Source organism: Thermotoga sp. KOL6 (genome assembly GCF_002866025.1).
Lineage (GTDB): Bacteria > Thermotogota > Thermotogae > Thermotogales > Thermotogaceae > Thermotoga.
In genome coordinates this window covers 89,375-109,786 of the sequence record NZ_LNDE01000004.1, presented here as the reverse complement: position 1 = coordinate 109,786, position 20,412 = coordinate 89,375, and the positions used below count along the sequence as shown (strand labels likewise).

The 20,412-nt window shown below is 41.5% G+C and carries 21 protein-coding genes; 11 read left to right on the top strand and 10 right to left on the bottom strand.

The genetic code is table 11. The annotated features are described in order from the left end of the window. Nucleotides 1-8: 8 nt before the first annotated feature. Genes AS005_RS08450 through AS005_RS08415 form a run of 8 tightly spaced genes read right to left on the bottom strand, consistent with a single transcriptional unit; the run spans nucleotide 9 to nucleotide 7,650 of the window. On the bottom strand, nucleotides 9-1,469 hold the full coding sequence (locus AS005_RS08450) for a glycogen synthase (RefSeq protein WP_101511270.1): 1,461 nt from the start codon (nucleotides 1,467-1,469) through the stop codon (nucleotides 9-11). Further along, the gene (locus AS005_RS08445) at nucleotides 1,466-2,095 is read right to left on the bottom strand and encodes an MBL fold metallo-hydrolase (RefSeq protein WP_101511269.1); all 630 of its coding nucleotides are present in this window, start codon (nucleotides 2,093-2,095) and stop codon (nucleotides 1,466-1,468) included. The genes AS005_RS08450 and AS005_RS08445 overlap by 4 nt, the downstream gene beginning before the upstream one ends. A gap of 6 nt (nucleotides 2,096-2,101) precedes the next feature. Further along, nucleotides 2,102-2,812 (bottom strand): undecaprenyl-diphosphate phosphatase, encoded by a 711-nt coding sequence (locus tag AS005_RS08440; RefSeq protein WP_101511268.1) that lies wholly within the window; start codon nucleotides 2,810-2,812, stop codon nucleotides 2,102-2,104. 2 nt (nucleotides 2,813-2,814) lie between these two features. Next, entirely contained in the window at nucleotides 2,815-3,420 is a 606-nt protein-coding gene (locus tag AS005_RS08435) for a CBS domain-containing protein (protein ID WP_101511267.1), read from the bottom strand. Continuing rightward, nucleotides 3,421-4,452 (bottom strand): flavodoxin-dependent (E)-4-hydroxy-3-methylbut-2-enyl-diphosphate synthase, encoded by a 1,032-nt coding sequence (gene ispG / locus AS005_RS08430; protein WP_101511266.1) that lies wholly within the window; start codon nucleotides 4,450-4,452, stop codon nucleotides 3,421-3,423. It abuts the gene before it with no gap. Beyond that, nucleotides 4,449-5,951, bottom strand: coding sequence for an RIP metalloprotease (locus AS005_RS08425; RefSeq protein ID WP_101511265.1), 1,503 nt, complete (start codon nucleotides 5,949-5,951; stop codon nucleotides 4,449-4,451). The genes ispG and AS005_RS08425 overlap by 4 nt, the downstream gene beginning before the upstream one ends. After that, nucleotides 5,927-7,063, bottom strand: a complete 1,137-nt coding sequence (gene dxr, locus AS005_RS08420; protein WP_101511264.1) for a 1-deoxy-D-xylulose-5-phosphate reductoisomerase — start codon at nucleotides 7,061-7,063, stop codon at nucleotides 5,927-5,929. The genes AS005_RS08425 and dxr overlap by 25 nt, the downstream gene beginning before the upstream one ends. Further along, entirely contained in the window at nucleotides 7,042-7,650 is a 609-nt protein-coding gene (locus AS005_RS08415; protein ID WP_101511263.1) for a thiamine diphosphokinase, read from the bottom strand. Before AS005_RS08415 ends, dxr begins: the two co-directional genes overlap by 22 nt. Before the next feature lie 64 nt (nucleotides 7,651-7,714). Between AS005_RS08415 and AS005_RS08410 the strand changes: the two genes are divergently transcribed. Genes AS005_RS08410 through AS005_RS08400 form a run of 3 tightly spaced genes read left to right on the top strand, consistent with a single transcriptional unit; the run spans nucleotide 7,715 to nucleotide 10,621 of the window. After that, the gene (locus tag AS005_RS08410) at nucleotides 7,715-8,128 is read left to right on the top strand and encodes a methylated-DNA--[protein]-cysteine S-methyltransferase (protein ID WP_101511262.1); all 414 of its coding nucleotides are present in this window, start codon (nucleotides 7,715-7,717) and stop codon (nucleotides 8,126-8,128) included. After that, nucleotides 8,125-10,059, top strand: coding sequence for a transglycosylase domain-containing protein (locus tag AS005_RS08405; RefSeq protein WP_101511261.1), 1,935 nt, complete (start codon nucleotides 8,125-8,127; stop codon nucleotides 10,057-10,059). Before AS005_RS08410 ends, AS005_RS08405 begins: the two co-directional genes overlap by 4 nt. Before the next feature lie 4 nt (nucleotides 10,060-10,063). Beyond that, nucleotides 10,064-10,621 (top strand): pyruvate kinase alpha/beta domain-containing protein, encoded by a 558-nt coding sequence (locus tag AS005_RS08400; protein WP_101511260.1) that lies wholly within the window; start codon nucleotides 10,064-10,066, stop codon nucleotides 10,619-10,621. Here AS005_RS08400 and AS005_RS08395 read toward each other — a convergent pair. Together AS005_RS08395 and AS005_RS08390 are read right to left on the bottom strand one after the other, a co-directional pair. Continuing rightward, nucleotides 10,581-11,936 (bottom strand): radical SAM protein, encoded by a 1,356-nt coding sequence (locus tag AS005_RS08395; protein WP_101511297.1) that lies wholly within the window; start codon nucleotides 11,934-11,936, stop codon nucleotides 10,581-10,583. The genes AS005_RS08400 and AS005_RS08395 overlap by 41 nt on opposite strands. After that, entirely contained in the window at nucleotides 11,933-12,676 is a 744-nt protein-coding gene (locus AS005_RS08390) for a type III pantothenate kinase (RefSeq protein WP_101511259.1), read from the bottom strand. Before AS005_RS08390 ends, AS005_RS08395 begins: the two co-directional genes overlap by 4 nt. 137 nt (nucleotides 12,677-12,813) lie before the next feature. Here AS005_RS08390 and AS005_RS08385 point away from each other — a divergent pair, with 137 nt between their 5' ends. The 8 genes from AS005_RS08385 (at nucleotide 12,814) to AS005_RS08350 (ending at nucleotide 20,409) form a co-directional block, all read left to right on the top strand. Further along, nucleotides 12,814-14,106 carry an O-acetylhomoserine aminocarboxypropyltransferase/cysteine synthase family protein gene (locus AS005_RS08385; RefSeq protein ID WP_101511258.1) on the top strand — a complete coding sequence of 431 codons (1,293 nt, stop codon included), beginning with the start codon at nucleotides 12,814-12,816 and terminating at the stop codon, nucleotides 14,104-14,106. 3 nt (nucleotides 14,107-14,109) lie between these two features. Further along, on the top strand, nucleotides 14,110-15,024 hold the full coding sequence (metA, locus tag AS005_RS08380; protein WP_101511257.1) for a homoserine O-succinyltransferase: 915 nt from the start codon (nucleotides 14,110-14,112) through the stop codon (nucleotides 15,022-15,024). Between the two features lie 156 nt (nucleotides 15,025-15,180). Then, on the top strand, nucleotides 15,181-16,230 hold the full coding sequence (locus AS005_RS08375; RefSeq protein ID WP_369819498.1) for a sodium ion-translocating decarboxylase subunit beta: 1,050 nt from the start codon (nucleotides 15,181-15,183) through the stop codon (nucleotides 16,228-16,230). A 12-nt stretch (nucleotides 16,231-16,242) separates the two neighbouring features. Beyond that, entirely contained in the window at nucleotides 16,243-16,467 is a 225-nt protein-coding gene (locus AS005_RS08370; protein ID WP_101511255.1) for an ATP-binding protein, read from the top strand. Then, on the top strand, nucleotides 16,436-17,590 hold the full coding sequence (locus AS005_RS08365; protein ID WP_101511254.1) for a 2-oxoacid:acceptor oxidoreductase subunit alpha: 1,155 nt from the start codon (nucleotides 16,436-16,438) through the stop codon (nucleotides 17,588-17,590). The genes AS005_RS08370 and AS005_RS08365 overlap by 32 nt, the downstream gene beginning before the upstream one ends. Before the next feature lie 54 nt (nucleotides 17,591-17,644). Next, nucleotides 17,645-18,934 carry a phosphopyruvate hydratase gene (gene eno / locus AS005_RS08360; protein WP_101511253.1) on the top strand — a complete coding sequence of 430 codons (1,290 nt, stop codon included), beginning with the start codon at nucleotides 17,645-17,647 and terminating at the stop codon, nucleotides 18,932-18,934. A gap of 50 nt (nucleotides 18,935-18,984) precedes the next feature. Then, on the top strand, nucleotides 18,985-19,905 hold the full coding sequence (locus AS005_RS08355) for a cation diffusion facilitator family transporter (protein WP_101511252.1): 921 nt from the start codon (nucleotides 18,985-18,987) through the stop codon (nucleotides 19,903-19,905). A 27-nt stretch (nucleotides 19,906-19,932) separates the two neighbouring features. Further along, the gene (locus tag AS005_RS08350; protein WP_101511251.1) at nucleotides 19,933-20,409 is read left to right on the top strand and encodes a DUF3855 domain-containing protein; all 477 of its coding nucleotides are present in this window, start codon (nucleotides 19,933-19,935) and stop codon (nucleotides 20,407-20,409) included. The last annotated feature ends 3 nt before the right edge of the window (nucleotides 20,410-20,412 follow it).

The following is a 20,412-nucleotide window of genomic DNA, read 5'->3' as shown; positions in this document are numbered from 1 at the left end:
TCTCCCCCTCATCTTCCCACTTTGGCAAGTGCTTTTTTGTAGAGCTCGACATACTCCTTAGCCGATCTATCCCAAGAGAAATCTGCGTTCATAGCATTTACCATGATTCTCTTCCAATGGTCTTTTTCCCTATAGTAGAAATGAAGTGCTTTGGAAACGGCTTCCAGAAAATGAGCTGAATCGTAGTTTTTAAAACCAAATCCTGTTCCCTCCAAGGTTTGTGGATCGTATTCTTTTACGGTGTCTGCAAGCCCCCCTGTGTACCTGACCACAGGAACCGTACCATATCTCATACTGAACATCTGGCCCAAACCGCACGGTTCGTATCTACTCGGCATAAGAAAAATATCTGCACCAGCATATATCTTCTGCGCCAAATCAACATCGAATTTTATGTTCGTTGAGACTCGTTCAGGATACTTCTCTTGGAACTTTCTCAATGCGTTCTCGTAGAGATCATCCCCTGTGCCAAGAATCACGATCTGCAGGTCAAAAAGGGTGAGATAGTCCATTATATCTATCAGGAGATCTAAACCTTTCTGTGGAACCAACCTGCTTATCAATCCCAAAAGTGCGATCTCTTTTCTTACTGGAAGCCCCAATTCCTCCTGGAGTTTTACTTTGTTTTCCCATTTGAGCTCAATACGATTGACGTCGTAATTCACGTATATTCTCTTGTCCGTAGCGGGATTGTATAGTTCGTAATCTATACCGTTTAGGATTCCATAAAGATCTTTAGCTCGCATTCTGAGAACACCATCCAATTTTTCTCCGTACTCTTCAGTTTGAATTTCTTTGGCGTATGTGGGACTCACAGTGTTTATCACATCACTGAAAACAATTCCGCCCTTCAAGAAATTGATCTGACCGTAGAACTCAAGTCCATCAATGGTGAAAACGTAATCAGGTAGTCCTGCAAAAGAGAGATATCTTGGGTCGAAAACACCTTGATATCCAAGATTATGGATAGTAAAGACAGAAGCTGTCTTCGAGAAAAAGGGATCATCTCTGTAAAGAGTTTTCAAATATACAGGAATGAGTGCAGTTTGCCAGTCGTTTACATGAACTATGTCAGGTTTGAGATCCAAGTGTTTCAACAAATCCAGCGTAGCAGCAGAAAAGAATATGGATTGCTCCCCGAGATCAGGACCAGCATATACTTCATCGGCGGAGAAGTAATATTCATTTGCTACGAAAAACGTTTTTACGTTGCTCCCAGGTAAAGTAGATTCGTAAACATCGAATTTTTCATCAGTTTTCACGTGAGAAACTGCGATTTCACTTACTACCTTTTCAAGTTTGTAACCAAATTTCTCGGCGTTTTTTTCCACCAGTTTATGCTTTGGCATAATCACAAAAACTTCTATTCCCTGCTTTTCTAGATATTTCGGAAGAGTACCGGCTACGTCTGCAAGTCCTCCGACTTTCGCAAAAGGGAAAACTTCATAAGAAACGAATGCCACCTTCATTCCTTCACCTCCAATTTCAACGGTGCATCGTGTGGAAAAACGAGAAGATCAATGTTTCCAACAGCGGAAAGAAAATCTTTCAGCTGACCTTCTTCGTACCCTTTGATTATATCATAGTATCTAAGCCTGTTAGGCAGTACATCCCCTACTACGAGCACTTTCCCTTCGTTATCTGTATGAATAAGGAAAGAGAGGTGTTCCCTAGCATGCCAAGGAGTATGAAATACATGAATTTTGCCATTCAGAAGACTTTCGTCTCCTTTCAGCAAAACGATGTTTTTCCAGGAGGAAATCACCAATGAATAAGCTTTGCCTAAAAGAGGACCAAATGAACGGTAATTTTTTGTTTTGTACGATTCATGAACATAAAAAGTTGCATTCTCGAAGAAGATAGAATTGAAGATGTGATCAAGATGTACGTGTGTAAAAAACACGTCGGTTATCTCATCAGGAGACACTCCCAAGTTCGAAAGTTTTCTTTCCAATTCTTCCAAGGATGGGAGGTTACCAGGATCTATCAACATTTTTCTCTTCTCTTCTTCCAAATAAATAACTGTGGAAAAATGTGCGTTCAACCTTTCTGGTACAAAAATGCTTCCCCCAGAAACCAAGATCTCCAATTTCAACTCGTATCACCTCACAAGATAACTGAAAATAGCCACAAAAAGACAGTAATAGGCGAACTGCCACACTTTTCCGGATTTAACGGATCTTGAGAGAATGTACAGTGCTGCTAGACCGGATAGAAACGCAGAAAATGGTGCCAAAAATGAAATCTGTGTTCTTTCTAATCCCAAAAGACCTGCTCCCAAGACAATGGGTATGGACATAAGGAAAGAATACTGAAGAGCGTCTTCTCTTCTATATCCTAAAAGGAGAAGAGTTGAAACGGTGATACCGCTTCTTGAAATACCTGGGAAGAGAGCTGCTACCTGCGCTAAACCTACAAGAAAGGCGTCTGAAGTTTTCATCTTTTCCATCGATCTATCACCAGAGCTCATTCTGGTGAACAAGAGTATTAAAGCAGTTATCAGAAAAAACACGGGAAGAACATCGAGGGAAGAAAACACATCGTCTATGTATTTCTCAAATAACACACCGAAAACACCGGCTGGTATCGTGGATATCACCAAGTTGGTAACAATTCGCCAGTTTCTCAAACTTCTCTTTATGCCATCCAATGCGAAAATAATGACGGAAGCTAGAGTACCAAGGTGAAGAACGGCAGTTCGATATGCATCAAGATCGATATGAAACAAATAGGAGAAAAGAGACAAATGCCCAGAGCTTGAAACAGGTAGAAACTCGGTGAATCCCTGGATCACACCAAGGAGCGCTTCCATTTTCAGAATCCCTCTTCTTTCTCCAAATTCTCTATTTTCAAACCTATCGTGTCGAAAAGATCTGCAAGCAGCTTTTCATTCTCAGTGTCCACTTTGATAAACACCTCTCTTCTTCCATCAACTTCTCTTGCTGTTAAAATCGAGAGAATGTTTATGTTTCCCCTAGAGAGCAGGTCCACTATTTTCTTTAGCTCACCAGGTTTGTCTTCCAAAATCACCGAGAACCGAATGCCCGGAACATCTATGGCAAGAGCCTCTATCAACGCTTCGAGAAAATCGTGTAAACTCACCGCTCCCACAACTTTCAAATTCTCATCAACCACCGGAAGATAAGGTTCTTGATGTTCTAAGAACAGAAGTAAAGCATGTGTGATGTTGTCATCTTCGTGAACAAAGAAGTCTGGGAGGGATGCCTTTTCAGAAATTGAAAGGGACAAGTCCATATCTATTAAATCTTCTTTGTTCACAACTCCTTTGAAATATCCCTCGTCATCGATTACAATACACTCGTTTGTTTGGTATTGCCTCATTTTGTGCAAAGTTTCTTTCACTGTTGCCGAATCTTTCACGACGGGAAAATCTTGAACACTCCATCTTTTGATCTTCATTTAATCCACCTCCTCAAGATATCGATCTATGTAAAATTTCAATCGATCGATTATCTTCTCCTTTGGAACCCGCTCCTTTACCTTGCCTTTTACGAATATGACCGCTCCATCTTTCAAACCGGCTACTCCTATGTCAGAATCTTTTCCTTCCCCTATACCGTTAACAACACACCCCATAACAGCTATTTTCACTCTCTTTTTGATGTGGAAAAGATTCTCCTCAACCATCGCTGCAAGTTTTTCGACATCGATTTCCGATCTACCACAAGTAGGACAAGCTATCACTTCAGGACCTTCTCTCAAACCGAGAGCGATCAGTATTTTTCTTCCCACGACCACTTCCCTTACAGGATCACCCGATATGGAGATTCGAATGGTATCACCGATTCCTTTCAAAAGAAGATAGCCGATGGCAATGGAAGATTTCACAATGGCCGTTTCTGCTACTCCCGCTTCGGTCACTCCCAAATGGATAGGGTAATCTACCTTTTCTGCAATGTATTCGTTCGCCTTTATCGTTTCAAGAACGTCGGAGCTTTTAACAGACACGACGATATCGTAAAATTCTAGACTTTCGAGTAATCTTACTTCTTCAAGCGCAGATTCTGCGAGATCTTTCCATCTTTCAGAAGTTCTCTTTCTCAATGATCCCACATTCACTCCCACACGAATGGGTACTCCTTTTTCTTTGGCTACCGCCACGACCTCTTTTAAGCGATCCTTTCTCATATTCCCAGGATTTATCCTTATTTTGTCCGCACCGTTTTCGATGGAAAGTATGGCAAGTCTATGATCAAACTGAATATCAGCAATCAAAGGGATATTGATTCTTTCTCTTATCTTTCGAATAGCTTTAGCATCTTCTTCATCTTGAACAGCTACACGAACCACATCACATCCTGCCTCTTCTAACCGCTTTATCTGAAAGATTGTTTCCTCTACGTTGGAAGTTTTTGTGTTCGTCATCGACTGAACACTCACCGGAGCATTTCCCCCAATGATTAACTTCCCAACTTTAACAGCCCTTCTCATATTCCCATCAACCTTCCTATATCGAGAAAAGTTATGTAAAGGAACAACAACATGAGGAAGATGAAACCAAGAAAGTGAATGATGTTCTCGACACGAGGGTCGAGCTTTCTTCTGGTAACCATCTCCACAAGGGAAAAAATAATTCTTCCCCCATCCAAAGCTGGAAGAGGTAAGAGATTTAACACTCCCAAGCTTATTGTTATGATGGCCACCACGGTAAGAACTGCTTCCATTCCACTTTTCGATGCTTGACTGATAACACCTGCTAGACCCACAACACCGACTATCTGTCCTGTTTGAACATTTCGGAAGAAATTTTTTAAAGAAGCAACCGTTGCGAAAAGTACGTAATTACATGCTTTTATAGAGAGTCCTACCGTTTCGAAAAAGTCCTTTGGTTTGTACCGTGGAATTTGTGGTTCTAAAACGTTCGGAGTCTCGAGAATTGTTTTCAGAGAACTCGCATCAACAAATTTTTCAACGAGCTTGTCATTCCTTTTGAATAGCACTTTAACTGTCCCAGAAAGACCTCTCCACCATTCTATTTTGTCTCCTTGAATGCTTATCATCAAAGTATTCTGACCGAGTGTCAACCTCTGATAGAGAATGATCAGATCTTGCCAACCATCTATTCTTTGTCCCTCAACTTCCAATATTCGATCTCCTTTTCTAAACAATATATTCCCTTTTTCGTAGAAATCCTCCCTGAAAACAGGCGAAAGTCCAGCAAAGGATATACCGATCATGTATCGTTCTGGAATTTCGGTGAAACTCTTCAAGATACCTTTTACCAAGCCATTTTCAAATTCCAAAGTCACGAATTCGTTCACATACTCCCTCAAAATCGAAATATCGTGATTTCCATTAACCGAAACGAGCTTACCTTTTGGGACTCCTTCAACACTTTCTAAAACTATTTCGTAAGTTTTTGGATACATTCTTGGTTCAATCAATACGGGCTTTTTTCTACCATTTCTCATCACCAGCATTTCCACAGGAAGTCCTTTTTGAATTTCACTAGAGATTATAGTCGTATCAAAAGCGATTTTACCGTTAATGGAATATACAATATCTCCCTTCTTCAAGCCCGCCTCTTCAGCGGGACTTCCAGGAAGGACTTCGTCTATTCCTGGAAGAGTGATTCCCCAATATAGAGTGATAGGGAGAAAGAGAACGTAACCTGCTACAATCGAAAACAAAGGACCCGCAAACGTTATCAAGAGCCTCTGCCAAGCAGGTTTGGAATAGAAACTCTTTTCACGTTCTTTCTCATCCGCTATTTCTTCGCCTTCTTCTCCAAGCATCCTTACGTATCCACCAATAGGAAACACGTTGAATCTAAAAACAGTTTCCTTCCCCTTAACAGAGAATATCTTGGGACCAAATCCTAAAGCAAATTCCAACACCTTTACTTTGAAGAGCTTTGCAAACAAATAATGTCCGAATTCGTGAACCATTATTACACCGGTGAGTATTAAAATGAAATAGACGATAACCATTCTGTCACCCTTCCTGCTGTTTTCTGCGCTTCCTCGTGGATCTGCTCAATCTCTTCCAAGTTTTTTGGTTCCGAAAAACTTGTGAACTCCTCCAAGGTTTTCTCTATGACTCTGTATATCCCTCCGAATCTTATTTTACCCTTCAAGAACGCGTTGACTGCTACCTCATCTGCTGCATTGAATACCGTTCTCAACGCGTAGGAATCTTTTATGCGGGGGAGTAGAGAAAGGACAGGATATTTTCTTGGATCAGGATCTTCGAAAGAAAGAGTTGAAATCTCTTCAACAGCGAAGGTTTCTAAATTGGCACGTTTTGGATAAAATAGAGAATAACTTATAGGTATCCTCATATCGGGTGGTGAAATAACAATTTTCACGTTTCCGTCCGGTAGGATAACAACTCCATGGACCAATCCTTCTCTGTGTATTTTGACATCTACTTTTTCAAAAGGCAAATCGAAAAGTTCCATAGCCTCTAGAACTTCGAATGTTTTATTCACCATCGTTGCTGAATCTACGGTGATTCGGGCTCCCATTTTCCACACAGGGTGTTTCAACACATCTTCCGGAGTAGCACTCTCCATATCTTCAACGTTCCAATCTCTGAGAGCACCTCCTGAGGCAGTAAGAATTATCTTTTGGACGTCTGATTCTAAAATCTGAAATATAGCATTGTGCTCACTGTCAACTGGTATCAGCTCAGTATTTGTTTTTTTCAAACTTCTCCTAACAAGGAATCCACCGCAGACGAGAGACTCTTTGTTTGCAAGACACACTCTCCGTGAATAACGAATAGAAAAAAGAACGGCCCTCAATCCGCTGAAACCTGAAACAGCTACCATTGTGATATCGGGTTTCAGACTCTCGAGCATTTCTCCAATGGAATCGTGCCCTTTCCATATCTTTTTCGCAAAATCGCTCTCCACTCGAACATCGCCCGTGACCGCTACGTTCTCCACTTGAAATTCCTCTACAATTCTTTTTGCCAGTTCTACATTTCTGTGAAACGATATACCCACGAGACGAATACCACTTGTCTTTCTCAATACGTCGAGAGTTTGAGTCCCAATGGAACCAGTTGCACCTAATATTACGAGGGTTCTTTCTTCCATCTGAAGTAAATCACACCTCCTTCTCTCACTTCTATCTCAACTTCATTACTAATAGCCACGTTACTCACACCATAAGGTTTCAAAATTGGCATCTTCGCGTCTTTTAAGGTGTATTTAAAACCCTTCAAAGTCACTCCTGTTGCATCTCCCCCGAGTGGGAGTATAGACCATTTCTCTCCAACCCGAGCTCGAAGAATCATTCTTCCTTCCACATAGCCAACTGTCAGATTTTCAGATTCGAGAACGGTGTTTTTGAACCTTTTCAAAAGATAAAAGAGCGCGAGAATCATATCCAATCGTTCACCTTGCCATCCGAAAACAATCTTCTCTTCGTCTTTGAAAAATTCAAGAGCAAGTTCAAGGTCTATCTCGTCTTTTTCGCTTGGATAAAGCTTCATCTCAACATTGTTTTTCCTCAGCCAATCCATCGTTTCGTTCTCTACGGAATCTGCGTCACCTATGAAAAAGTCCGGGATTATTTTCCTCAATCTCAGAAAATTTGCCCCACCGTCCACCGCCACTATCTTTTCGCAGCATGAGAAATCCAATTCTCCTTCATAGAGTCCGTTCGCAAATATGCAAATCATTGAAAGATGCCCCCTTTTCAAGACGAGCCTGATATAATTCTATCAGGGGAGGTGTGGATTTTTCATGAAGGATACTCCAGGAAAAATCTCTGTTCGGGTTGAAAATGGAAAAGTTGTGGAGATAAAATTAGGAACCGACGAATTCATCTGTCCAGAGAACGTAAAGCGCGAAATAGAGGAATATTTCCTTGGTAAAAGAAAGGATTTCACCTTCCCAGTAGAAATAAAAGGAACTCCCTTCCAAAAGAGAGTTTGGGCAGAAGTCAGAAAGATACCGTATGGCCAGACGAGGACCTACAAGGAAATCGCCGCAAAGCTCAACACATCCCCCAGAGCTGTTGGTCAAGCCCTCGCAAAGAATCCTCTTCCAATTTACATACCATGCCATCGTGTGGTTTCAAAAAGTGGACTTGGGGGATTCAGCGCTGGACTTGAGTGGAAGAAATTTTTGATAGATCTGGAGAGAGGTAAACAATGAAGAAATTCATTTTATCTTTCTTGATCGCATTCGCTTTTACTTTTTCTGTTTTCTGGAGTCTTTACTTTCTCTTCACCAAAGATCTTCCTCCACCTGAAAAAAGGCTCATTCCAACTCTCAGGGTGTACTACAACGACGGAACGCCTCTCTTTATATCCAGAAACATGTGGATAGATCTCTCGCACGTGCCAGAAACGTTCATAGAGATGCTCCTCACCTCTGAGGACGAGGACTTTTACGAACATCCAGGCTTCGATTTGAAAGGATTCTTAAGGGCAATAATAGTCGACATAAAGACGATGAGTTTCTCACAGGGCGGAAGTACTCTGACTCAACAGCTCGCCAGATCTCTCTATCTCTCTATGGACAAATCCGTAATAAGAAAGTTGAAAGAAATATTCATAGCGTTGTGGCTCGAACGCATAAGAACAAAAGATGAAATCCTTGAGATGTACATAAACTCTGTTTACATGGGAAATGGAATATACGGGTTCCAAACGGCAGCTCATTACTACTTTGGAAAAGATCTCTCAGAACTCTCGGTTTCAGAAATGGCCATCTTGGTAGCTCTGATAAAATCTCCAGAAAATTTCAATCCTCTGAAAAATCCGGATCTTTCGAAAAAAAGGGCTAAAGTGGTCCTGGACAGAATGTTATCAGAAGGCAAAATTGGTAAAACAGAATACAAACGATACGTTTCAGAACTGGAAAAGCTGGAGTTTCATCCGTGTCAGATCACGGTAGATGAAGAGCTTTTCTGGAGGATTGTTAGAGAAGCGCAAAATATAGGTTTTTCGTTGGATGAACTCAGACACGGATACAAGGTTTTCCTCACACTCGATAGAGAACTTCAGGAACTGGTTTTCAGAAATATCCAAGATGTAAAGACTGCTTTTGTTGGAATAAAGACAAAAACGGGCGAGATAGTGGCATTCCGTGGTGTTGGAATCCAGTATGGAACAGGTTGGAGACAAGTGGGATCCGCTATAAAACCCCTGTACTACTACTACGCCCTGTTAAAAGGAGTAAATCCTACAGATCTTCTCTTGGATCTTCCTATAAAAATTGACGATTGGAAACCGGAAAACTTCGAAAAAGATTATAGAGGGATAGTGAGTTTTAAAGAAGCTTTGGTGGATTCTCGTAATATTCCCTCGGTTCTTCTCTATTCTCACATACAGCCCGAGAACGTTAAAACTTTCATTATAGAGAATCTGAAGTTGAGATCCAGATATCCGGACGATCTAACTGCTTCTCTTGGAACGGTTGAGACCTCTCCTGAAGAACTGGTGAAAGTATTCGCTGCAATTTTTAATGGTGGAATAGTTTTGGAACCCTATATGATTGATAGAATAGAAGATAGGAACAGCAGAGTTGTTTACTCGGGTTCTCCAAAGGTAGTCTCCACGGTTCCTGCCTTTGTACGAACTCCTCAAGAAGCGAGTGGTATTATGAAGTGGATCATGAAGGAAGTAGTAGAAAGAGGAACTGGTGTTCGAGCTAGAATTTCTGGAAAGATCATTGCCGGAAAAACTGGAACAGCCGAAAACAACGCGTGGTTCATAGGAGGGGATGATGAATACATTTTGGCCTTGGTGAAGGATGGTAAAGAGCTTTTGGGTGGAAGAGATTGCGCCCCCGTTTGGAAAAATATCGTGATGAATTGGGGAAAATTCAAAGGTGTTCTCACGTTCGAAGAAGGAAAAGAGGTTGATCAAAAGCTTATTATCGACGAAAATACAATAAAATACATCGATTATGAGGAACTTGTGAAACTTCTGAACGATAGAAAAATCAGTTCAGAAAAAATTGTGAAAGTTTTGAAAGTTATGAGTTATAAGTATCAAATAGAACTTCTTTCTAACATGAATGCGGTGGATCCGATCGTTTCTTTGGAGATATGGAAAAGATTTCTGAGAGAAGGAGGATGATAATGTGATATTGTTCAAAAAACCGGGAGAAAAGAACACCAGAGAGACTTTAGAAATCGCTGTCAAAAAGGCTGCGACTCTTCCTTCGAAAAAGATATTAGTAGCTTCTACTACAGGACGCAGTGCAAAAATAGCTCTTGACATAGCACCAGATGACCTGAAGATAGTTACTATCACACATCATACAGGATTTGAAGAACCAGACATTCAGGAATTCGACGAAGGTATAAAGAAGCTGTTAGAAGAAAGGGGACACAGAGTATTGACAGCTACTCACGCCCTTTCCGCAGGAGAAAGGTGTTTGAGGAAAAAATTCGGAGGAATTTATCCTCTCGAGATCATCGCAAACACCCTAAGAATGTTCAGCGAAGGAGTGAAAGTGGCCGTCGAGATTTCTTTGATGGCTGCAGACGCCGGTCTTGTGAAAACAGCAGAACTGATAGTGGCATGTGGTGGAACAGGAAGTGGTCTCGATTCTGCCGTGGTCATTAAACCTGCAAACTCTTCTAATCTTTTCGATCTTAGGATTGTAGAGATTCTTTGTATGCCCCAGAACTTTTGATTTTCAGTTCCTGAACGATGCGCTTTATTTCCTGAATCTCCTCTGCACTCATTCCATATCTCCACCAAAAGGGAAGTACAGTGTTGTTCAAAAGAACAGGATCCGTGTTTGGATCTATCATTCCTCTTTCTATCAATTTTTGCCAATCTACCGTTCCAGGAATGGGAGTATACTCATTCACAGAAACACCTATGCCTTCGTTCAAACACACTTTCACGGCTTCCAAGACGTCTTTTTTCGTTTGACCTGGCATGTTTACCATAATGTAAGCCGAAACTTCTTCGGCCGTGAAGCCCACTTTTCTTAAAATCCTAGCAGCACGGATTAAATCTTTGTCATATACTTTTCCACCCGTTTCTTTTTGGAGCCTTCCTGTGGTCTCGTATCCAAGCTTTATGGTTTTGAAGTTCGCCTCTTTCAAAAGAAAGGCTGTTTCTTCATCGATAAGTCTTGCATGTATACCATTTGGTAAATGAAATCTCACATTCCACTTCCTCCCGATTATGAATTTGAGCAGTTCTTTAAAACGTTTTGAAACAAGTATGGCATCATCAAAAAAAGTCACGTCCTTCACTCTGAAGGTATCCAGGTATTTTTCGAGAGTTTCCACCACTTTTTCTGGACTTCTCACTCTGAGTCCTTTCCAAAGTTTGTGGACGGCACAGTAAGAACATTTGAAGGGACAGCCCAACGTTGTGATGAAAACCAAGTATCCAACTCTTTCGTAAAGTTCGTACATGGGATCGAAAACCTCGAACCAATCTTCTGGTATTTTTTTCGAAGGGAATCCCATCTTTTCAAGAAATTTGGGCAAAAAAATGAGATCTCCAAAGGAAAACACTCTGGCACCGCTTCGGGTTGCATGCTTTGGAAATAGCCTTGTATAAACCCCACCCAATACTATTGGAACATTGTATCGGGATTTAAGAAACTCTATTGTAGACCATACACCTGGGTACCAATAACTCAAAGTGGAAGTAACCATTATCAAATCGATCTTTCCAATTTGATCGAGTTTCCATTCTAGGTACCTCGGAGGAGCACCGTATCTTTTGTACTTCCTTGGTACAAAATGAAGAATTTTGGGCTTTTCTATTATCTCACTCGGGAACTTTCCTGTACCGAATTTTTTATCTCTCGGGACCTTTGTGAATCGATTTAATTCTGGATCGTGTCTGTTCAAAAGGTCTATCAAATGTACCTCGTACCCCATCTTCTCCATGGCGCGGGCAACGTACAGAAGGCCGAGAGGTTTGAGCCAGAAGTCGTACGCTGCAAAGTCGTGTATCCAAGGATTCACAAGAAGCACTCTCATTCTTCTCCGAAGCAACAATAGAACACCCCCTTAATTGTCAAATCTTCATCATGAACCTCGTGTTTAAGAATCTCTTTAACAATTTTCGATTGCCCACCGGTAAGCACCACAGGCATATCCCCGTATATTCTTTTCATCCTGGACACAATCCCTTCCAAAGCATAGACACTCCCGTTCACTACTCCGAGCTGAATATTCTCCTCAGTATCCTTTCCAGAGATAAGATCGGTTGGTTTTATTTCAACAAGGGGAAGTTTAGCAGTTCCTCTGAAAAGTGCATGAATCATCATGAAAAGACCTGGAAGAATAGCCCCTCCCTCGTAAGAAGCTTCAACAACCAGATCCACTGTTGTGGCTGTTCCCATGTCTATTATGATGCCACTGTTTCCGTACTCTTTTACCAAAGCTACTACATTTGCTACTCTATCAGCACCTATTTCTGAAGGATTTTTCACGTTCCACTTTATCTTTCCATCCTTTGCTTTCACCCAAACAGGTACCATTCCAAAGAACTTCTGAGAAAATCTTTCTATAACCACGTTCTGGGTAGGCACGACCGAAGCTACACCTATCCCTTTCGTTCTTTCCAAAAACTTTCCCATCAGTGGGAATAAATGGGCAAAAAGCTCATCTTCTGTTTGAAATACACCGGTTGAGAGTCTCCATTTTTTAAAACTCCTTCCATCCTCCGTAATGGCAAAAACCGAATGAGTGTTCCCCACATCGATCAATAGATACACTTGAGTCACCTCCTTGCTGTCTTTCACAAATCAAATGGTATCATTTATTTTACAATTTGTTTTAGAAGGTTGACAGACTTTTCCAGTAAGGCAATACTAAATGCCAAGAGGAAATTTTATCATGGGAGGTGGACTAATTGGACTGGAGAAAATTCGGTTTCAACACGAGGGCGCTTCATGCGGGATACGAGCCACCAGAATCGTTTACAGGATCGAGAGCAGTTCCTATTTATCAAACTACCTCCTACGTCTTCAAGAATTCTGATCATGCTGCGAAACTTTTTGCATTGGAAGAACCTGGTTTTATTTACACGAGGATAGGGAATCCTACAGTGAACGTTCTTGAGGAAAGAATTTCCGCTTTAGAAGATGGTGTAGGGGCTTTAGCTGTTTCTAGTGGACAAGCTGCCATAACGTATGCTATCTTGAATATAACAGGACCCGGTGACGAAATAGTGAGTGGGAGTGCACTTTACGGAGGCACTTACAACCTGTTCAAACACACACTCTATAAAAAATCTGGCATTGTGGTTAAATTCGTTGATGAAACAGATCCAAAAAACGTGGAGGAAGCCATTACTGAAAAAACGAAAGCCATCTATTTAGAAGCTATAGGGAACCCTGGGCTCACTGTACCAGATTTTGAGGCAATAGCGGAGATCGCTCACAAACACGGTATACCGCTCATTGTTGACAACACGGTGGCACCATACATATTCCATCCATTCGAACATGGAGTAGACATTATCGTGTACTCTGCCACAAAGTTCATTGGTGGTCATGGTACGTCGATAGGGGGACTCATAGTTGACAGTGGGAAATTCAACTGGGCGAACGGAAAATTTCCAGAACTCGTGGAACCTGATCCCAGCTACCATGGGGTGAGCTATGTTGAAATGTTCAAAGAAGCAGCGTATATAGTGAAGTGCAGAACACAACTTCTCAGAGATTTGGGAAGCTGTATGAGTCCGTTCAACGCGTTTCTGTTTTTGTTAGGACTCGAAACACTGAGCTTAAGGATGAAAAAGCACTGCGAAAATGCTCTAAAGGTAGTTGAATTTCTGAAGACTCATCCTGCAGTGAGTTGGGTCAACTACCCCATCCTGGAAAACAATAAAACTAGGGAGAACGCTCTGAAATATTTCAAAGAGGGGTACGGGGCTATTGTAACTTTCGGAATAAAGGGCGGAAAAGAAGCTGGAAAAAGATTCATCGACAACCTTATGATTATTTCTCACCTTGCTAACATCGGAGATGCGAGAACTCTCGCCATACATCCAGCGTCTACCACCCATCAGCAACTCACAGAGGAAGAACAATTGAAAACGGGTGTCACACCGGATATGATAAGATTGTCTGTCGGTATAGAAGATGTGGAGGACATAATAGCGGATCTCGATCAAGCACTCAAAAAATCTCAGGAGGGATGAAAATTGCCAATAAATGTTCCCAGTGGGTTACCAGCGGTGAAAATTCTTGCAAAAGAAGGAATATTCGTGATGACGGAAAAGAGAGCCATTCATCAAGATATCCGCCCTCTGGAGATCCTCATATTGAACCTAATGCCGGACAAAATAAAAACAGAAATACAACTTTTGAGACTTCTAGGAAACACTCCTCTTCAAGTAAATGTAACCCTCTTGTACACGGAATCCCACACACCAAAACATACTCCGATAGAACATATCCTGAAATTTTACACAACTTTTTCGGCTGTGAAGGAAAGGAAATTTGATGGATTCATCATAACAGGAGCTCCTGTAGAACTTCTTCCTTTCGAAGAGGTAGATTACTGGGACGAACTCATAGAGATTATGGAATGGAGTCGTCACAATGTGTATTCAACCATGTTCATTTGTTGGGCAGCTCAAGCTGGTCTTTATTATTTTTACGGTATTCCCAAGTACAGACTCCCAGAGAAACTGTCCGGCGTTTATAAACACTATATCGTGAAAGAAACAGTTCTCTTCAGAGGACACGATGATTTCTTTTGGGCACCACATTCGAGATATACAGAAATTAGGAGAGAAGATATCGAAAAAGTAGCTGATCTTCAAATACTTGCTGTGTCGGATGAGGCGGGAGTTTATGTTGTATCGAACAAGAATGAAAGGCAGATATTCGTCACAGGACATCCAGAGTATGACAGATACACGCTGAGAGACGAATATTACAGAGACATAAATCGTAATCTCAGGGTTCCTATCCCAGCAAATTACTTTCCGGACAACGATCCTAAGAAGAAACCTTTTCTCACTTGGTGGAGCCATGCTCATTTGTTCTTCAGCAACTGGCTCAATTACTGTATTTACCAAAAAACACCTTATAGATTGGAAGATATACATTGAAGAACCCCACTCCGGGGTTCTTTTTTGTTTCTTATGCTAGAATATTTTTGGTCCGTCAGCTATAAATGAGGAGGGAACAAGTTGTCTGTCTTGGCAACTCTGGAGAACTTTTTCAATCAAACAGCCTTTCCTCATCTTACCATAGGAAATATTCTGATGTTCGGGATAGCCCTCGCTCTTCTTTATGTTGCTATTGTAAAGCACTCCGAGCCTCTCCTTTTGATACCTATTGCTTTTGGCATCATTCTCGCAAACATTCCACCGGAAGCAACAGGTATTTTAAACGAAGGGGGCTTTCTTTACTACATAAAAAAAGGATTGGATTTAGGAATATATCCTCCCCTCATCTTCCTCGGAATAGGTGCACTTACCGACTTTTCATTCATGCTTTCCTATCCCATAACCATATTCTTGGGGGCAGCTGCTCAGATGGGAATATTTTTTACCCTTTTCATTGCAAAATATATGGGCTTTTCTTTAAAGCAAGCAGCGTCGATAGCCATAATAGGTGGAGCAGATGGTCCAACAGCTATATACATAACAAACACACTCTCTCCCGAACTTATTGCTCCCATTGCTATTTCTGCATACTCCTATATAGCACTCATTCCCATACTTCAACCTGTTGTTTCCAAACTCCTGACCAACAAAAAAGAGAGAAGAATCAAGATGAAACCACCAAGGAAAGTGAGCAGATTTGAAAGGCTCTCTTTCCCAATCGTGATAACCGTTACAACTGCTCTCTTGATACCAAAATCACTGCCTCTTATTGGTTCATTGATGTTGGGAAATCTTTTGAGAGAAGCAGGAGTTGTAAAAAGACTTGTGGAAGCAGCTAGCAGATACATCTTAGATACAGTTACAATTTTGCTGATGCTCTCTGTCGGGGCTTCTGCAAGGGCAGACATTTTTTTAAAACCTCAAAGTCTCAAAATTTTCTTCTTAGGAGCCACCGCTTTCATCATTGCCATGGGTTCAGGCATTCTGTTTGCAAAACTTATGAATTTGTTTTTGAAAGATAAAATCAATCCACTCATAGGAGCAGCCGGCGTTTCTGCTGTCCCAGACTCTGCAAGAGTTGCACAAAGGTTGGCCCAAGAAGAAGATTCCACTAATCACTTACTCATGCACGCAATGGGCCCGAATGTAGCGGGAGTCATAGGTTCAGCGACTGTAGCCGGTGTCTTTTTGATGTTTTTGAGTTGAGAAGGTGATGGTGTGAAATACAAAATAGAGGTCAATTACGATTGGTGTAAAGCGTGCAAACTGTGCGCGTGGATCTGCCCAACAAAAGCTATTGTGGCTGACGAATTAGGAAAACCCAGGACAGATGATGAGAAATGTGTGGGATGCCTAAGATGTGAGAAAATATGCCCGGAAATGGCAATAGAAATTTTGGGAAGTGAAAAAGATGCCCGAGATGATGTTTTTACAGGGAAATGAAGCTTGTGCTTTGGGAGCTATAAGAGCAGGGTGTAGATTTTTCGCAGGTTATCCCATAACCCCTTCAACAGAAATAGCCGAGGTTATGGCAAGGGAACTTCCTAAAGTTGGTGGTGTTTTTGTACAAATGGAAGACGAGATGGCGAGTGCAGCAGCGGTTGTTGGTGCATCCCTTGCAGGTGTTAAATCAATGACTGCAACGAGTGGGCCCGGATTCAGTCTTATGCAAGAAGTAATCGGATACGCGGTGATGACGGAAACTCCTTGTGTGTTCGTTAACGTTATGAGAGTAGGACCATCTACCGGATTACCGACGAAACCTGCACAAGGAGATATAATGCAAGCACGTTGGGGTACACATGGAGATCATGCCATCATAGCGTTATATCCCTCAACTGTAGAAGAAGTCTTTCGACATATAATTACCGCCTTCAATATGGCCGAAGAATACAGAACGCCTGTTGTGTTCTTAATGGACGCTATGTTAGGACATATGAGGGAGAGTTTCTATCCCCCGAAAGATGAAGAACTTTTCGTCATAGAACGATTGAAGGATACCTCTTTCGGCGATGAAGATTTATTTGTTCCTTTCTCAGAAAGTGAATATGCGGAACCCACACCGCTTCCTCTTGTAGAAATGGGAAAAACAAAGTTTCACGTCTCTGGACTTGTTCACGATGAATCTGGATTCCCTCTCAGTTCACCAGATGTGGCTGAAAAACTGATAAGAAGGTTGACTAACAAGATAAGGCTTCACGCTGATGAGATAACCTTATATGAAGAATTTGAAACAGAGGACGCGGAAATTTTGGTTGTAGCTTATGGTATAGTTGCACGAAGTGCCTTGAGAGCTGTTAAGATCGCAAGACGAGATAGAATCAAAGTAGGACTGTTCAAACCCATCACGATCTGGCCGGCTCCCGTATCAAGATTCAGAAAGTTGGCAGAGAGAGTACATACAATCATCATCGCTGAGATGAATCTTGGTCAATATGCAAAAGAGCTTATCAGCTCCATAGATCGAAAATCAAAGGTGATAAGGACAGTGAACAAAGTGAGTGGTGAACTTATAAAACCAGAGGAAATACTCAATGTTATAACCGAAACTCAAATAGAGATTTAACTGAATGGAGTACAATAAAGTTTTGGTGAATCAAATAAGGAGGAGGTGTGAAACATGTACGTAGAAATTGTTGATGTGAGGGCAAGAGAAGTATTGGATTCCAGAGGAAACCCCACGGTGGAAGCTGAAGTTATTCTGGAAGATGGCACCGTAGGAAGAGCGATTGTGCCTTCTGGTGCTTCCACTGGCAAGTTTGAAGCTTTGGAAATAAGGGACAAAGATAAGAAGAGATTTCTTGGGAAAGGTGTTCTTAAAGCTGTAGAGAATGTGAATGAAACTATCGCACCTGCTTTGATTGGGATGAACGCCTTTGATCAACCTTTGATTGACAAGACACTGATTGAACTCGATGGAACCGAAAACAAATCCAAACTCGGAGCCAATGCTATCCTGGCCGTTTCCATGGCGGTTGCGAGAGCAGCAGCTAATTTCCTTGGTTTGCCTCTCTACAAATATCTCGGAGGAGTCAATGCGAAAGTACTGCCAGTACCATTGATGAACGTGATCAATGGTGGTCAACATGCAGACAACAATCTTGATATTCAAGAATTCATGATCGTTCCAGTAGGATTTGAGAGTTTCAAAGAAGCTTTGAGAGCGGGGGCAGAAATATTCCACAATTTGAAAAAAATTCTTCATGAGTCTGGACATGTAACAGCCGTTGGTGACGAAGGTGGTTTTGCACCAAATCTCTCTTCCAACGAAGAAGCTATAAAAGTGTTGATAGAAGCTATAGAAGCAGCTGGGTACAAACCTGGAGAAGACGTCTTCATCGCACTAGATTGTGCAGCTTCTTCCTTCTATGATGAGGAAAAGAAAGTTTACTTCGTCGACGGCGAGGAAAAATCCAGTGAGGTTCTCATGGGATATTATGAAGAGCTGATAGCAAAATATCCAATAATCTCCATCGAAGATCCCTTTGCGGAAGAAGATTGGGATGCTTTCGTTGAATTCAACAAGAGAGTAGGAAATAAAGTACAGATTGTAGGAGACGATCTCTACGTGACTAACGTGAAAAGACTTTCCAAGGGTATCGAACTCGGTGCAACCAATTCTATTCTCATAAAACTCAACCAAATAGGAACGGTTACAGAAACACTCGATGCTGTTGAGCTCGCTCAGAAACACAACATGACTGCCATCATCTCTCACAGGTCTGGTGAGAGTGAAGATACATTCATAGCCGACCTTGCTGTTGCCACCAACGCGGGTTTCATCAAAACAGGATCACTCTCTAGAAGTGAAAGAATCGCCAAGTACAACCAACTTCTAAGAATCGAAGAAGAACTCGGAAAAGTTGCTGAATTTAGAGGGAAGGCTTCCTTTTACTCTATAAAGAGATAAAGAAAAGGCCCACTGTAGTGGGCCTTTATTTCCTTATGAGGTGAGGACGATTGGAAAGACACGATGAAATAAAAAAGGGCGCGTGGATAGGAATCTTTGGAAATGCTTTTTTAGCATCCTTGAAAGTGTTGATTGGAATTATAACAGGAAGCTATGCGATACTTGCAGATGGAATAGACACATCCACCGATATTTTCACTTCTGTGGTTATCCTTCTGTCAACTCGTATATCAGAAAAACCTCCCGATGAAACACATCCATACGGTCATGGAAAAGCGGAAACCATTGCCTCAAAGATCATCTCCTTTGTGATGTTCTACGCTGGTGTTTCTCTTCTAGTGGAATCTTTCAAAAGATTGATAACCGGTGGGGTTGTTCTGGAACTCTCTCCTCTGGCCTTCCTCGTCGTGGGAATTTCGTTAATCGGAAAAACTTTTCTGTTTCTCTACAAACTGTCGCTTGGGAGGCGTTTAAGTAGTCCAGCTACCATCAGCGATGCCTTGAACATGAGAAACGATATCCTCATATCTGGAACGGTGCTTGCGGGAATGTTAGCCATGAAAAGCTTCGGGTGGTGGCTCGACAGTTTACTTGCGATATTCGTTTCGATCTTGATTCTCAAAACCTCGTTTTCCGTTTTCTATGAAGCAGCTTACGAATTGATGGATGGATTGAGGAAATCGGACATGGATATATACAATGACATTTTTAATACTCTGATGAGATTCCCCGAAGTCCATAATCCTCACAGAGTCAGAGTGAGAAAGGTTGGCGCAAAACACTACATAGAGATGGATATAGAAGTCGATGGCAAGATGACGGTGAAGGATGCACACGACCTAACTGTGAAAATCAGAGAAGAGGTGATGAAAAAAAGGGACGACATAGAAGACATAACGATACACGTTGAACCATTGGGAAACATCGAAAGAGAGGGCTTTGGAGTAAAAAGAGAAACTACAAGGAGGTGATTCGGGCCCAGCCGGGTCCAAAATATTATGAGATTAATGGATAACTTGGAAATCGTGTATCGAAAAAGAGGAAGAAAATTCGGCGATCTTGAGAAGAAGATGAGAGAAATTTTAAAAGAAACTGGTGTCAGCTTGGAAATAGTGAACTCTGAAGTGATGGGGAAGCTCTCCCTTAAAATCAACATTTTAGATGATTATGAAAAACCGCCAGCTTTTGTTATGCGAGTGCTGACATCGGAGTCGAACGCGATGAATCTTCCACTCGGAGAATGGACAAATTTGGAAAACATTTTCGTGGAAGAGATAGATTTTCTTGATGAATACGAAGCGATGAAAATTCACTCAGATGGTGATAAATACACGATTTACATTCCTTTCTCTGTGGTGAGGAAGATCAACAGAAACGATGTAGTAGCGAAATTCATGGAGTACTTCTTCAAAACAAAGAATTGGGATACCAATGACTACGAAATTTCCGTTCGAGAGGTGGATAACATATTTTGAGGT

Excerpts from the sequence above, each read along its gene's own strand:
- AS005_RS08440 (WP_101511268.1), bottom strand. The coding sequence starts at position 2,812 with ATGGAAGCGCTCCTTGGTGTGATCCAGGGATTCACCGAGTTTCTACCT.
- AS005_RS08450 (WP_101511270.1), bottom strand. The coding sequence starts at position 1,469 with ATGAAGGTGGCATTCGTTTCTTATGAAGTTTTCCCTTTTGCGAAAGTC.
- AS005_RS08415 (WP_101511263.1), bottom strand. The coding sequence starts at position 7,650 with ATGATTTGCATATTTGCGAACGGACTCTATGAAGGAGAATTGGATTTC.
- ispG (WP_101511266.1), bottom strand. The coding sequence starts at position 4,452 with ATGAGAAGGGCTGTTAAAGTTGGGAAGTTAATCATTGGGGGAAATGCT.
- dxr (WP_101511264.1), bottom strand. The coding sequence starts at position 7,063 with ATGGAAGAAAGAACCCTCGTAATATTAGGTGCAACTGGTTCCATTGGG.
- AS005_RS08425 (WP_101511265.1), bottom strand. The coding sequence starts at position 5,951 with ATGGTTATCGTCTATTTCATTTTAATACTCACCGGTGTAATAATGGTT.
- AS005_RS08350 (WP_101511251.1), top strand. The coding sequence starts at position 19,933 with ATGAGATTAATGGATAACTTGGAAATCGTGTATCGAAAAAGAGGAAGA.
- AS005_RS08435 (WP_101511267.1), bottom strand. The coding sequence starts at position 3,420 with ATGAAGATCAAAAGATGGAGTGTTCAAGATTTTCCCGTCGTGAAAGAT.
- AS005_RS08375 (WP_369819498.1), top strand. The coding sequence starts at position 15,181 with ATGTTCGGGATAGCCCTCGCTCTTCTTTATGTTGCTATTGTAAAGCAC.
- eno (WP_101511253.1), top strand. The coding sequence starts at position 17,645 with ATGTACGTAGAAATTGTTGATGTGAGGGCAAGAGAAGTATTGGATTCC.
- AS005_RS08410 (WP_101511262.1), top strand. The coding sequence starts at position 7,715 with ATGAAGGATACTCCAGGAAAAATCTCTGTTCGGGTTGAAAATGGAAAA.
- AS005_RS08365 (WP_101511254.1), top strand. The coding sequence starts at position 16,436 with ATGCCCGAGATGATGTTTTTACAGGGAAATGAAGCTTGTGCTTTGGGA.
- AS005_RS08395 (WP_101511297.1), bottom strand. The coding sequence starts at position 11,936 with ATGAGAGTGCTTCTTGTGAATCCTTGGATACACGACTTTGCAGCGTAC.
- AS005_RS08405 (WP_101511261.1), top strand. The coding sequence starts at position 8,125 with ATGAAGAAATTCATTTTATCTTTCTTGATCGCATTCGCTTTTACTTTT.